9 protein-coding genes are annotated in these 13,324 nt (G+C 64.9%); 6 read left to right on the top strand and 3 right to left on the bottom strand.

Annotated features, from left to right (window positions below):
• Nucleotides 1–422: 422 nt before the first annotated feature.
• Both DB354_RS12995 and DB354_RS13000 read right to left on the bottom strand, forming a co-directional pair.
• A complete protein-coding gene (locus DB354_RS12995) occupies nucleotides 423–941 on the bottom strand; it encodes a GNAT family N-acetyltransferase (RefSeq protein ID WP_199226851.1) in 519 nt (172 codons plus the stop codon).
• A gap of 164 nt (nucleotides 942–1,105) precedes the next feature.
• Nucleotides 1,106–2,449 (bottom strand): MFS transporter, encoded by a 1,344-nt coding sequence (locus DB354_RS13000; RefSeq protein ID WP_107836074.1) that lies wholly within the window; start codon nucleotides 2,447–2,449, stop codon nucleotides 1,106–1,108.
• 200 nt (nucleotides 2,450–2,649) lie between these two features.
• Here DB354_RS13000 and pyk point away from each other — a divergent pair, with 200 nt between their 5' ends.
• The 3 genes from pyk to DB354_RS13015 all read left to right on the top strand — a co-directional run bounded on the left by pyk (nucleotide 2,650) and on the right by DB354_RS13015 (nucleotide 5,635).
• A complete protein-coding gene (gene pyk, locus DB354_RS13005) occupies nucleotides 2,650–4,077 on the top strand; it encodes a pyruvate kinase (RefSeq protein ID WP_107836075.1) in 1,428 nt (475 codons plus the stop codon).
• A gap of 525 nt (nucleotides 4,078–4,602) precedes the next feature.
• Entirely contained in the window at nucleotides 4,603–4,962 is a 360-nt protein-coding gene (locus DB354_RS13010) for a FlxA-like family protein (protein WP_107836076.1), read from the top strand.
• Between the two features lie 166 nt (nucleotides 4,963–5,128).
• Complete coding sequence (locus DB354_RS13015) at nucleotides 5,129–5,635, top strand: SRPBCC family protein (protein ID WP_107836077.1); 507 nt, start codon at nucleotides 5,129–5,131, stop codon at nucleotides 5,633–5,635.
• Between the two features lie 21 nt (nucleotides 5,636–5,656).
• Here DB354_RS13015 and DB354_RS13020 read toward each other — a convergent pair whose 3' ends face one another.
• Nucleotides 5,657–6,079, bottom strand: coding sequence for a DUF983 domain-containing protein (locus DB354_RS13020; RefSeq protein WP_107836078.1), 423 nt, complete (start codon nucleotides 6,077–6,079; stop codon nucleotides 5,657–5,659).
• A gap of 221 nt (nucleotides 6,080–6,300) precedes the next feature.
• On the opposite strand from DB354_RS13020, the gene DB354_RS13025 reads away from it, so the two are divergent.
• The 3 genes from DB354_RS13025 to DB354_RS13035 all read left to right on the top strand — a co-directional run bounded on the left by DB354_RS13025 (nucleotide 6,301) and on the right by DB354_RS13035 (nucleotide 13,302).
• Nucleotides 6,301–7,386: a LacI family DNA-binding transcriptional regulator gene (locus tag DB354_RS13025; RefSeq protein ID WP_107836079.1), complete on the top strand. Its 1,086-nt coding sequence runs from the start codon at nucleotides 6,301–6,303 to the stop codon at nucleotides 7,384–7,386.
• Nucleotides 7,387–7,595: 209 nt separating this feature from the next.
• Complete coding sequence (locus DB354_RS13030; protein ID WP_107836080.1) at nucleotides 7,596–10,406, top strand: glucoamylase family protein; 2,811 nt, start codon at nucleotides 7,596–7,598, stop codon at nucleotides 10,404–10,406.
• Between the two features lie 94 nt (nucleotides 10,407–10,500).
• Nucleotides 10,501–13,302 carry a TonB-dependent receptor plug domain-containing protein gene (locus DB354_RS13035; RefSeq protein WP_158277517.1) on the top strand — a complete coding sequence of 934 codons (2,802 nt, stop codon included), beginning with the start codon at nucleotides 10,501–10,503 and terminating at the stop codon, nucleotides 13,300–13,302.
• Nucleotides 13,303–13,324 lie beyond the last annotated feature (22 nt).

Raw genomic sequence — 13,324 nt, forward strand, 5'->3', positions numbered from 1 at the left:
TGCCATCCCCCGAGTCTAGCCGGTACGAATCGCCCCGTCACCACGCCCAAGTTGAACGCTTACCATCATGTCGAAGGGATGCGTCCGCTGAAATGCCTTCTTGTCGTGGCTTGATCTGGCGGTAGCTGTGAGATTCACGCAAGCGTGCGACTGACGACGTTCCGACTGTGCCTATTGATGGCCCCCAACACGAGACCTGGATGGTGACCGTTGATTCGTCGCTAGGGCGACCTTTCAAGGTGAGGCGCAACGAAACGGCAGGCTGCCAGGTCACCCGGACGACCGGTCGCACATCGCCCGGTTACTCGTGGATGCCAGTTGTCGCCTCGGGGCCGGACCTAGGTGTCCCGGACGAAATGTGAGACGATGAAAGGAGCGGCGAGCAGTGGGGCAATCATGGCCGCGAAACCTGTGCAGTCTGCTTACTCCAATGGTTTTACCAGGAAAAGTGCCGCTCCAGCGTCGTCCTGAAGTACATACCGGCCAAATCCCGCGGCGCGGTACGTGCGCATCGCGCGATCGTTCCGGTCCAGCACTTCGAGCGTGAGTTTGCAGCAACCCAATTCCCTAGCTTTCGCCTCCACCGCCTGGAGCATCTGCCGACCTACGCCGAGGCCTCGGTACTCCTTTACAACCATGAAGTCGTGAATGTTCAGCAGCGGTCTTGCCGCAAAGGTTGAGAAGCCGCCAAAACATACCGCGATCGCAACCGGCCGGGTCTCGCACCAGCCGATTAAGATCAACGTCGTGGGATGGCGCTGCAGCCCGGAGATCAGCCGATTTCGAACGTCCGCTCCGAGTGATTCGCCTCCGCCGAACGGGTCGCGGGCGTATTCGTCGATCAGCACCAGCACTGCCGCCTGGTCCTTGGGTGATGAGAGATCCGCCTCCGCGATCCGCAACGTGGATGGCAAGCCGGGCATGCTCGAGCTCGAGGTCATGCGCTATTGTGCGCGCCACTCTTCCCGCCGCCAATGCAAAGCTTTGCCGGAGCGAGTGCGTCCTTCAGTGACGCCCGTCTGCGCGGCGGCCGTATGGTTCAGGAACGGACGCAGTATCGAACTGCGTCCGTCGCCGGCGGAACTCCTTCTCCTGCCGTTACGGCTTAGTGAGCGTCTTTCTTCAGACTCTTCCGGTGGGAGATGGAGTACATGAGGATTGCTCCCACCACGCCAAACGGGACCATATAGTAAAAGTAGTAGCCCCAACCGTGGTTATCCAGGACGTAGCCCAGGATCTTCATGCCGAGTGCCGCCCCGAAATATTGAAACGCATCGATGCAACCCGAGGCGAAGGCCGCCATCTTGCGGCCACCGATATCCATCGCCGCCGCCGGCCCGAGCAGGGAATGCGTCGAATTCACCGTGAAGGAGACCATCACGAAGAACAGAATCGCCCAGTTCACCGTGTGCACCTGCGTCGCCGCGAGGATGACCATGATCTCGATCATATAGATGCACATCGCCACCGGCGCGCGGCGTGACTGGAAGAAGCGGTCCGAAACCCATCCCGACACGAACGAGCCACAGGAGGCCACCAGCGGAATCATATAGCCCAGCCATTGAAACTGGGTCCCTGTCATCTTCAGGTGGTGCACTTCCTGAAAATACACGGGGAACCATTGGTCGACGGCTTGGCGGACCGCGCCGGTGCACGCATAGGCGGCCGCGATCACCCAAACCATCGGATTGCCCGCAATGTGACGAAAAACGACGCCAAGCTGCGCCCGCACATCGGTGTCGGCGTGGTCCGCCTCGCCCTTGAAAACATCGCGGTAGCCGGCCTCTTCCGGCGTGTCCTTCACCACCAGCGCGAAAATGATGGCGACCAAGCTGGTGATAATGGCCGGGATCCAGAACAGCCAGCGCCAGTGCTGCGCGGGCACGTGGATCATGCCGAAAATCGCGAATCCCACGAGGAGCAGCGGCAGCAGCTTGTTCGCCGCCAGCCGCCCAAGGTTGATCATGAATCCGAAGATGCCCGCAAACGTCCCGCGCTGCTTCTCGCTGAACCAAGCGCTGTTGATCTTGATGAATCCGGGCGCACCGAACGATTGCACGTAGCCGTTCACGCCCCACAGCAGCGTGAACAATCCGAGCATGCCCCAGAAGGACGCTACGCCGAACAGCACGTTCGCCACGATCGTGCCGACCGCGCCGATCAGCATCGCTCGCTTTCCACCCAACCGGTCAGTCAGCAACCCGTTCAGCATCTGCCCGCAGCCATAGGCGATAAACTGCCACATCAGGATCGTGCCCATGTCCGAGTTCGTGAACCCGAACTCGTCTTTGATCGCCTTGTTCGCGTATGCGAAATTGTACCGGCAGAAGTAGTAGCTCGTGTACATGAACCCCACCGTCGCCCAGTTCAAACCGCGCCTCGGCCGGAAGCCGTGAGGCAACTGTCTCGGTTCGGGGGTACTGGCCGCGGCGGCTGGTGAGGAACTCATGAGGGTGGGGGTTGTAGCGGAATTGTCATAACTCGCACGGAAAATCCGCCACTCGCCTTGGGATCTGAGCTCCGGCGTCCACCGCCGCGCCCCGCCCTTCGGCCGCAATGCCATCGCAATCGGCGTTCCCGTCATACGCATTAACCGGTCCCGCGAACGCTTGCCCTCGCCCGGGGGTTATTGCACCTAGCAGGCGTTCAATGAACACCACTGACACCTTCCGTCGTACCAAGATCATCTGCACTCTCGGGCCCGCCACCGAGAGCGAAGAGATGCTTGAGCAGCTGATCCGCTCTGGGGCGGACGTCATTCGTCTCAACATGGCGCACGCGAAGCACGACTGGACCCGCGGCGTGATCCGCCGCATCCGGGCCGTCAGCCAGCGTATTGGCCGCGACGTTGCCATCATGATGGACATCAAGGGGCCGGAGATCCGCACCGGCGACGTCGCCACGCCAATGGAGCTGAAGGCCGGCGAGATTTTCGACTTCACCGTCAAACCCGGTGGCCAGGGCTCCGAGGAGGTTCGGTCCGTCGACGTTAACTACAAGGATCTCGTCAAGGACATCACCGTCGGCGACACCGTGCTTGTCGACAACGGCCTGCTCCGCCTCGAGGTGCTCGCCAAGGACGAGGCGCGCATTCGGTGCCGCGTCCTCATCCCGGGCGAGCTCAAGTCGCGCCGGCATATCAACCTTCCTGGCGTGAAGGTGAACCTGCCCTCCTTCACGGAAAAAGACCGCGCGGACTCCACGGTCGGCATCGAGGAGGGGATTGATTTTCTCGCGCTCTCCTTCGTCCGTGAAGCCGCCGACATCGAGCTGCTCCGCGCCTTTCTCGCCGAGAAGAAGTCGAAGGTCCGCATCATCGCCAAGATCGAGGACCAGTCCGCCATCGCGAACCTCGCGGAAATCGTCCAGGCGTGCGACGGCCTGATGGTTGCCCGGGGCGACCTCGGCATCGAGTGCCCGTTCGAGGAGCTCCCGGTCATCCAGCGTCGCGCGGTCAACGCCTGCCTCGCGCAGGGCCGCCCGGTCATCATCGCGACGCACATGCTCGAATCGATGATCACCCAGCCGGTGCCCACGCGCGCCGAAATCACCGACGTCGCCAACGCGGTGTTCGAGCAGGCCGACTGCGTGATGCTTTCGGGCGAGACCACGATCGGCAAGTACCCGATCGAGTGCGTCAAGATGCTGGATACGATCGCCCGTCGCATCGAGCAGGAGGATGGCAAGGACCGCCGTCTCGCCGCCAACTTCACCGGCGAACGCATGAAGGTGCTGCACTCGGCCGTGGTCCTCGCCAACGAGCTGCCGCATGCCAAGCTGCTCACGTTTACCCGCCACGGCTTCATGGCCCAGGGCCTCGCGCTCCTGCGCCCCACCCACTCGCCGATCCTGGCGTTCACGCCGTCGATCGAGGTGTATCGCCAGCTTCGCCTACTCCGCGCCGTCGAGCCTTTCCTGATGCCGCTGGCCTCCGAGCCGAACGAGACCATCGAAAACGCGATTAGCGTCCTCCGGCGCGAGGGTCGCGTCAGCGCGGGCGATCGGATCGTGATCGCGACCGACATCCTGGCGCAGGACCGTCTGGTCGACAGCGTCCAGCTCCGCACCGTCCGCTGAGTCGGTCGCCGCTCACCCTCGCGTCGGCGCCACCAGCGCCGGCGCGAGGGGCCGTGCGTGGGGGCGCGCTGGTTCTGGCGGCAAGGAGCCGCGCAACCGCTCAACGGTTGCGCAAGACGATCGGCCTGCGGGTTGCTTCCTCCAGCCGCAGCAGGAAGAGCCGTAGCTCCTTATACGCTGATTTGTCTAGGAGGTCAGGAACCACCATTTGGTCTGGGCCTACCTGGTCTTCTTCTGGAAGCAGGACGAGTGGCGTAATGGATTCCGTCTGATCAAACAGGACGAACCGTTCGACCGGGCGTCCGCTGGCCCGCTTGAAACCCAATCGCCCGCTCGCGTCGGGGGCGCCCGCGTTTCGGACGCGGGCGTCACGCGGCGGGCGGGCCGGGGAGAAAGGCAGTGGATTTTGGGGTGGAGCGCCGGTTCAACGGGACGAGCGGGTTCGAGTAGATCGGAGTTTGTGCCGATTATGTTCACATCCAGCGCGTTTCGGTTCGACTACCGATTCGGACGTGCTCCCAAACCATGAATGTCTCCTCGGTCTCCAGTTCCTCCGGCAATCAGGTTCAGTCGAACGGCAATATCGACGCGCAGATCACTCGGCTGCAGCGCCAGATTTCCCAACTGACCGAAAAGATCGCGGAGGCCAGTGCCAGCACGGATAGCTCCGCGCTGGAGATGGTCGAGTTGTACCAGGCGCAACTTGCCGCCCTTCAGGCTCAGTTGCAGGCCTTGCAGCAGCAAAAGCAGATGAGCGAGATGGCCAAGGTGACCGCCGCCGCTCAGTCCTCCGCGAACGCGCCCCAAACCGATGAGGCGACGGCCGCTGCCGCCCGCGGCGAGGGCGATGGAGTGGTCGGCACGGCCCTTGACACGATCGCCTGAAAAGGATGCCCGGCCAGGAGCCCTGGTGAGGCGGGTAGTCCTTTCACGCCCCGTCGAAAGGGGGCGAAAACGTGCGCGGCCCCGGTCCTTGTATCCCCTGTGTCCGGACGCCCGCGTGTCGCTCGTAGAGGAGATGAACCTCAACGGAGTTCACTTCTGCCTCCCCATGAGCACCCTCACCGAAATTCCGGCATCACCGGCCACGCCGACACCAGACTCCGACCGCGAACTGGTCTTTCACCGGCACCTCTCCGCTCCGCCCGAGAGAATTTACGCCGCATGGACGCGGCCCGAACTGGTTCGTGAATGGTTTACGCCCCGTCCCTGGACGACGCCGGTTGCGGAGCTCGACGTGCGCCCCGGCGGCGCATCGCGGATCGTGATGCGCGGTCCGGATGGCAATGAGTTTCCCAACCTGGGCGTGTACCTCGAGGTGGTGCCCAACCGTCGGCTCGTCCTCACCGACGCCTATGTCCGCGCCTGGGTACCCGCAGAGAAGCCATTTCTCACGATCGATCTCACGCTCACGCCGACACCCGATGGCGGGACCGACTACACGGCCCGGATCTTTCACTGGAGCGCCGCCGATCGCGAAAAGCACGAGCAGATGGGATTCCTCTCCGGGTGGGGACAGGCGACGGATCAGCTCGAAGCCCTATTGCGCCGTGGCTGACGGCCGTGCCGGTCTGCGCGGTCAGAGCGGTTCCGTCGACGCGTTGGCTTTGCCGCCGTTTGCCGGCAGGTGGCCGGGCAAAAAGAAGTAGTAGTTCATCAGCCACCAACTCCGCGATGGCCGGTAAAGCAGCGCGGGCACGATCACGGCGCCGGCGAGCGCCACGATGACCGCCGTGCGCGTCGCCATCACCCCATGATACGCCAGCAGGGCGATCGGCAGGAGGAAGCATACGAGCGTGACTCCGTAGTTGAGCGACAACGACCCAAGGTAGAACCCCTCGTCGGTGCCTCGCTCGATCGGCATCCCGCACGCCGGACACTCCTTGTTTACCTGAAACAGGGTGCCCTCCTTGAAGAGCGTGCGCGCGCCGCAGTTCGGGCAGCGGTTGGTGAGTCCGCGCGCCACGATCTGAGCACGGGTGACCTTTGAAACTATCGGCATGTGGGATGAGGGCTGGGCTTGGGACGTCCGCGCGTGGGGTCACGGCGAGGCGGCACTGAACCCACAACTCCGCCAATGCCAAGCGCCGGCTGCCGCCGACCGATGTCGCCCGTAGGGGGCAGGGCAGGGGACCACGGCAATTCAGGGGCGGTGACAAAACCAGTTCTTGCGGCGCCCGCGCTCCTGCGTCACACCGGGCCTGCAAACGTTTTCTTAGCCGTATGTCGCCGCGCGCCCAATACTCCCGAGCCTCCCGCGCCGGGATTGTGCAGATCGCGCAAAAGCTCGGCGTCTCGGCCTCCACCGTTTCCCGTGCCCTGCGGCCGGAAACCGCCCACCTCGTCCGCGAGGACGTTCGCAAACAGGTCATCGACCTCGCCGAGCAGCAGAACTACTCCCCGCATCCCGGGGCGCGCATGATGCGCAAGGGCGTCAATGCCACGCTCACCGTCGTGGTGCCGCTCGATGAAAACATCTTCTTTTCGGAGTACTACGGGCGGTTCTTGTCCGGGACGCTGCACGCCGCCGCCGCCCGCGGGTGGGATGTGCACATCAGCACGCTCCGCCGTCCCCCCGGGGCCGGTTTCCGCGAGGCCATGCAGCACCTCAGCATGGATACCTCGGGCATCATTTACCTCGCCGAACCGCTGTCCCGGGAGGATGTGCGCCAGCTGAAGGGGTATCGCCGACCGTTCGTCATGACGAAGTCCGCGCTTCCCGCCGATGTCGCGGCCGAGGAATTGGGCGTGCCCGTGGTCGGGGTCGATAACGTCAACGGCGCCAACTCGGCCGCCAGCCTCCTGCTGCAGCTTGGGCACCGCCGCATCGGCCTCATCCTCGGCCCCGACTCGTCGCGCGATGCCCACGAACGCCGCCTGGGCTACCTGAGCGTGCTGGAGCGGAGCGGTGCATTGCCCCGCCCGGAGTGGATCTACGAGGGGGCCTTCACCTCCGACACCGGCCATGCCGGGCTGGCGCAGCTGCTTCAATCCCCCGAACGGCCCACCGCCATCTGCTGTGCAAGCGACGAGATCGCCTTCGGGGCACTCAGCGCGGCCGCGGCCAGCGGGATTCGCTGTCCCGACGATATCTCCATCGTCGGCTTCGACGATGGCCTCTGGGCCACCGCCTCCCGACCGGCGCTCACGACCATCCGCCAGCCCCTGTCCGACCTTGCGGAACGGGCGGTCGGGCTGCTGGTCGAAGCCGTGAATTCAAACCCCAAGACGCAGCGGGCGATTCACAACGATCTGCCGGCTGCACTCGTCATCCGCGAATCCACCCAACCGTACCTCGGCGGCGCCTGAGCCGGCTGTTTCGAGATCTAGCAAACGTTTGCACGGGCCTATCGTCCCGTCGCCTGCCCTGAGGATCACAGAGGAGAGGATAAGCCTGGGAGAGATTTTTGTTGCTCTGCAAACGTTGTCATGAATTGTTCGCGCCGTTCCCCCGCCACTGGGCCGGCGCCCCATCGCCGCCCATTCTCCTCGTCCCCCAACCCAAGGTTCCTCCTCCCGTGGTCTCGGTCGCAGTTCATCCCTCCTCCGTCTTCCGCTGGCGTGCGATCGTCGCCGCGTGGTCTTTCCGCGTGCTCGCGATGCTGACGCTTGGCGCTTTGCCCTCGGCGGTCGCTGCGCCGCTCGCACCGGCGCCCTGGCCGGGCGCCCGGGCTGCCGCGCTACTCGGCGCCGAGGACGACGCCCTGCTCGACGACATGCAGCGCGCCGCCTTTCGCTTCTTTGACGAACAGAGCCATCCTGTGACCGGCCTGATCCGCGACCGCGCCCGCGCGGACGGTTCGCCCAGCGAGGGCAAGGCCAGCATCTCCGCGTCCGGTTTCGCCCTGAGCGGCTGGGTCATCGCCACGCACCGCGGCTGGGTCGGACGCACCGAGGCCCTCGAACGCGTCCGCAGTTCCCTGCGCTTCCTCGCCACCAAGGCGCAGCGCGAGCACGGGTTCTTCTATCACTTCATGGAAATGGACACCGGCGAACGCACCTGGAAGTGCGAGCTGTCGTCCATCGACTCCGCCCTGTTTCTCGCCGGCGCCATCGTGGCCCGGGAGTACTTTCAGGATCCCGAGATCACGCGCCTGGTGAACCAGCTGTACACCGACATGGATTGGAAGTGGTTCCAGAACGACGGCGAGATCGTGTCGCTCAGCTGGCATCCCGAGACCGGCTTCTCGCGGTATCGCTGGATGAACTACTCGGAGCACCTGATGATGAGCTTCCTCGCGCTCGGCGCGCCGGAGCACGGGCTCGACGCCCGCTACTGGCGCGCCTGGTCGCGCGTCCCGGTCGGCTCGTACGCCGGTTATCACTACATCCAGCAGGCGCCGCTGTTTGTGCACCAGTTCACGCACTCGTATGCGGATTTCCGTGACCGCCGCGACGCCTTCGCCGACTACTACCAGAACTCGGTCCTCGCCACCCTCGCCCAGCGCCAGTTCTGCATCGACCTGCGGCGCGAGTATCCCAGTTGGAGCGAGCGTCTCTGGGGCATCACGGCGTCGGATTCCGCCACCGGCTACAAGGCCTGGGGCGGCCCGCCGCGCACCCTTCAGCTCAATGCGCTCGACGGCACCATCGTGCCCTGTGCCGCCGCCGGCTCCGTGCCTTTCGCCCCTTACGAAACCCTCCTCACGCTGCGCCACATGCGCGCGGTGTACGGCGACAAGATCTGGCAACGGTATGGTTTCGTCGACGCCTTCAATCCGCAGACCGGTTGGGTGAACCCCGATGTCATCGGCATCGACCAGGGCATTACCCTCGTCCAGGCCGAAAACGCCCGCAGCGGGCTCATCTGGGCCCTCTTCATGCAGGCGCCCGAGGTGCAGAAGGCGATGCGCAAGGCCGGCCTCGTCTCCAAGAACCGGCTGCTCTCCCTCGACAACTCCCGCTTCGTGCGCGCGCTTGGGCGCGATGCCTGGCTCTCCGTCGCCGACCTCCCACCGGCCCCCGAAACCGCCGGCCTGCAGCTCACCGCCATCCTCGCCGCTCATGCGCTCGGTCTCCTGAGCACCGATGAGACCCTCGCCCGCACCCACGCTTTCCTCGCGGCTGTTCCCGCCCCGACCGCCGATCCGGCCGTGGGCCAGTACGCCGCTGCGCTCATCACGCTGCGCCGGGCGTTGCCCGCGCTCGAGACCGAGGCCTCGACCAAGCTCAAGGCGATCGATTGGCGCAAGGTCACGCTCCAGGAAAACCAACTCGGCTCTGCCAGCCGGCTGACCGCCTTCCTCCAGATCGCCGTGGCCGGCGAAGCTTCGACCGTGTGGTCCACGCTGCGCCGCGAGGCCGTCAAGGTCGGCCCGATCCACACGCTCGCGCCGTCGCGCACGGCCGACCAGTTCATCCCGGGCCTCTGGCTCGACGAGCACGCCATCATCACGGGTGCCTCCGCCAGCCAGCTGGCTTACGCCACCTTCATCGCCGACACCGAGGGGCCGCAGCCGCCGCCGCGGCATGATGTGCTCACCAACGCGCTGCTCCTCGACCGGTTCCCGGCCGAGTCCGTCGAACGGCTCAAGCTCCAGCCGCTCCCGGACAATTGGCAGACGCAGGCGCCGGTCGCCGCGCGCGCCGCCTTCCTCATTTCGGTCGCCAACGTCCTCGTGCCGGACTGCACCCGCGAGTGGTTCCAGGAGGATCCGCTCGTGATCTCCGGTCGCGCCGCGTTGCCCGAGTTTGCGGAGGCCCCCTTCGGCCGGAAGACGTCGCTCACTTCCCGTTTCGAGCTCAACGGCCCCGAGCAGCCCCTCCACACGCGCCAGGCGCGCGCCGTCGCCACCTCGGTTCCGCGCGAGCAGTGGGACTGGCACGAAGTCGCCGGCCTTGAGTACAAGGACTCCGGCGCCGACGTCCGTCCGGGTGATCCGCCCATCTCGATGCGTTTCGCGTTCACGTGGGATGCGGATGCGCTCCACCTGCACGTCGAGGTGACCGATGCCGTCACCGGCTACACGCTCCCGCCGGAGGCCAATCGCTTCGTCGAACTCTTCCTCGATGTCACCCGCAACGGCCTGCTCTGGCTGGGCTCGGACGACTACCAGTTCTACTTCACGTCCGATGGCCGCTATCGGGAGTGGTTTCACCAGAAGGACGGCCGCGCGACGATCAAGCCGACGGCCCAGGGCTATTCGGTCGATGCCGTCGTGCCGTGGAGCAGCATTCAGGTGACGCCGCGCGTCGGTCTCGAGATCGGCGTCTCCCCGGCAGTGATGCTCGAGGGCAACCGCGAGTGGCAGCCCGCCCTGAAACTCAACTGGTGCTACCAGCGCCGCGTCGATGGCCAGGTCTTCCTCGGCAATCTGCGACTCGAGTGACACGCCCGCTCCCGCGGCTCACCTCCACCCCTTAGTCAGAGAACTGTTCCCGCGCCCGCACCCCGCACCGTCAAACCAACGCGCTATGAAACACATGCTACCCCCCAAGTTCGCGCTAGCCTTCGGGCTGACGCTTGGCCTCCCGGCCTCCCTGCTCGCCCAGAGCACGACTCCGCCGCCAACCGCGACCGGCGCCGACAATGATGAGCTCGTCCGGCTGACCCCGTTCATCGTCAACACGGACCGGGATAATGGCTACATCGCTGTCGACGCGCTCGCCGGCGGTCGGACCAATACCCCGGTGAAGCTCACGCCTTCGTCGATGTCGTCCATCACCCGGGCCTTCATCGACGACGTGGCCATCACCAACGTCCGCGATGCGCTCCGCTGGTCGCCCAATGTCGTTCCGAGCGACTATCTGGCGGGCAAGCAGCTCGCGAATCCCTTCAACGCCTGGGACTACAACTTCCGCGGCGCCGGCCAGTCGCTGCAGGGTGGTGCCGGCCCGGGCCGCAACTACTTCACGTTCTACAACGTCGCGGACACCTATAACCTCGACCGCATCGAGTTCGACCGCGGTCCCAACTCCATCCTCTACGGCGTCGGTACCGTCGGTGGCGTGTTGAGCACCTACACGAAGATCCCGCGTCTCGATAAGAATTTTCTCACCCCGACGGTGACCTTCGACAGCAACGGCAGCGCCCGTTTCGAGGCGGACTTCAACCGCCGCCTGACCGACAAGTTCGCCACGCGCATCAACGCGCTGTACGACCGCAACCGCGGCTGGCGGAACAACGACAAGAACGACGCGCAGGCGATCGACATCGCCATGCTCTACAAGTTCACCGAGCGCACGTCCGCCCGCGTCGAGGTCGAGGGCTACAAGGCCAAGAACACCCTCATCTCGAGCACCTATGGCGACGGCATGTCGGCCTGGGACGGCTCCGCCAACTCGGCCACCTGGGGCGCCGCGCCGACCGGCACCGGCACCCGCGCCTCGCAGTCCGCCGGCTGGTGGACCGCCAACTACAACGTGTGGATCCCGGGCCTCGCCTCGAAGGGCATCATGAACTGGAACGGCGGCACCATCTCCGCCGGCATCGATCCCGACGGCATCCCCGCCGCGCCGTACGCCGGCTACTACCCGAAGGAGTTCAAGCCGCTCTATTCCTGGATGAATGGCGGCAAGAATTACTCCACGGCCAAGGTCCCGGTGCTCCCGGAGCGTGAGTTCACCTACGGCAATGGCATCTCCAAGCCGCAGTACACCAACGCCACCGCCTACCTCGATCACTCGTTCTCCGACAATCTCGATGCCGAGGTCGCGTTCTACCGCTACGAGTCGAAGCAGAACGCCAAGGACTACGAGGGCGCCAGCAACATCTTCCTCGATCTCAACAAGCAGCTGCCCGACGGCACCGCCAATCCCAACTACGGCAAGCCGTTCGCCGACTTCTTCCTGAGCCAGCAGCAGCAGAACCGCACGGTCACCGAGATCCGCGCCCAGCTGAACTATCACTTCACCGCCGACGTCCTCGGCATCCCGCTCAAGCAGCTCTTCACCGGCGCCGCCGGCCAGCAGCGCATCACCTGGTACGCCCGCCAGTACATGGCTGAGCTCGTCAACACCGGGAACAACGACGCCGCGCAGAATATGATCTGGGGCCGGCTCTATTTCGACCAACCCAACGCCGAGATGAACATCCCCGATGTCGTCAACGGCAAGGTCGTCGCCTACGTCCCGTGGTCGAGCGACTGGTTCGACTTCGACGAGACCTACAAGCTGAAGAGCGCCTCGCTCGCGTCACACACCCGCCTCTGGAACGACAAGCTCTCGATCCTCGCCGGCCTGCGCCACGACAACTACGACCACAACAAGGTCCAGGCCCACAGCCGCTCTCGCGTCGAGGACGGCGCCAGCGGCACGACCTACTCGGCCGGCGCCATCTACTACTTCAAGTGGTTCGGCCTCTTCGCCAACTACGCGAAGAACTTCGACCCCATCGGGCCGGGCAAGAACCTCAGCCTCTCGGGCACGCCCTTCGGTCCCGCTGAGGGCAAGAGCTTCGAATACGGCATCCGTATCTCGACGGACGACGGCAAGTACTACGCCTCGCTCTCCCGCTACGACAGCGAATCCACCGGCCGCATCACCACGACGAAGATCGACTTCGCCGGCATGTGGAAGAACTACTACGACGCGCTCGGCCAGAGCTACGACACGAAGCGCACGCAGCTTTCGTACGACGATACCGAGGCGCTCAAGGTCAAGGGCTACGAGATCGACCTGACCGCCAACCCGACGAAGAACATCCGGCTCAGCGCCACGTACGGAAAGCCCGACTCCCAGATCCAGGAGGCCCTCGCCGGTCAGCGTGCCTACTACGCCGCCAACCTTGCTACCTGGAACACGGCCACGGGTGGTACCAGCACCCCGGCGACGAACCTCAAGAGCCAGCTCCAGAGCGCGCTCAACACCCTCAATCAGAACGCGGCCGGCAAGACCAAGACCGGCCTGGTCGACTACACCGCGAGCGTGTTCGTGAACTACACGTTCACCGACAACGCGCTCCGCGGCTTCTCGATCGGCGGCGGCGTCGCCCGTACGGGCCAGCAGTACGTCGGCGACTTCGGTGCACCTGACGGCCAGCCGAAGTTCAAGTACTACGCCGACGCGCGCACCTCCACGAGCCTCGTCCTGGCCTATGAGACGAAGCTCCGGCACATCCCGGTCCGCTTCGCCCTCAACATCGACAACGTCCTCGATGACACCGATCCGATTGTGACCGGTTATCACTGGGGCTGGATGGATCCGAACACCGGTCGCAACATTGCCTCCGGGTACATGCTCCCCGCGCCGCGTACGTTCCGCTTCTCGGCTCGGTTCACGTTCTAAGCTGTTACTGAAGCAACGGCCA

Origin of the sequence: Opitutus sp. ER46 (assembly GCF_003054705.1) — a bacterium.
Lineage (GTDB): Bacteria > Verrucomicrobiota > Verrucomicrobiia > Opitutales > Opitutaceae > ER46.

Bases quoted from the DNA above. Each gene is read 5' to 3' on its own strand.
- DB354_RS12995 (WP_199226851.1), bottom strand. From the start codon at position 941: ATGACCTCGAGCTCGAGCATGCCCGGCTTGCCATCCACGTTGCGGATC.
- DB354_RS13000 (WP_107836074.1), bottom strand. From the start codon at position 2,449: ATGAGTTCCTCACCAGCCGCCGCGGCCAGTACCCCCGAACCGAGACAG.
- pyk (WP_107836075.1), top strand. From the start codon at position 2,650: ATGAACACCACTGACACCTTCCGTCGTACCAAGATCATCTGCACTCTC.
- DB354_RS13010 (WP_107836076.1), top strand. From the start codon at position 4,603: ATGAATGTCTCCTCGGTCTCCAGTTCCTCCGGCAATCAGGTTCAGTCG.
- DB354_RS13015 (WP_107836077.1), top strand. From the start codon at position 5,129: ATGAGCACCCTCACCGAAATTCCGGCATCACCGGCCACGCCGACACCA.
- DB354_RS13020 (WP_107836078.1), bottom strand. From the start codon at position 6,079: ATGCCGATAGTTTCAAAGGTCACCCGTGCTCAGATCGTGGCGCGCGGA.
- DB354_RS13025 (WP_107836079.1), top strand. From the start codon at position 6,301: ATGTCGCCGCGCGCCCAATACTCCCGAGCCTCCCGCGCCGGGATTGTG.
- DB354_RS13035 (WP_158277517.1), top strand. From the start codon at position 10,501: ATGCTACCCCCCAAGTTCGCGCTAGCCTTCGGGCTGACGCTTGGCCTC.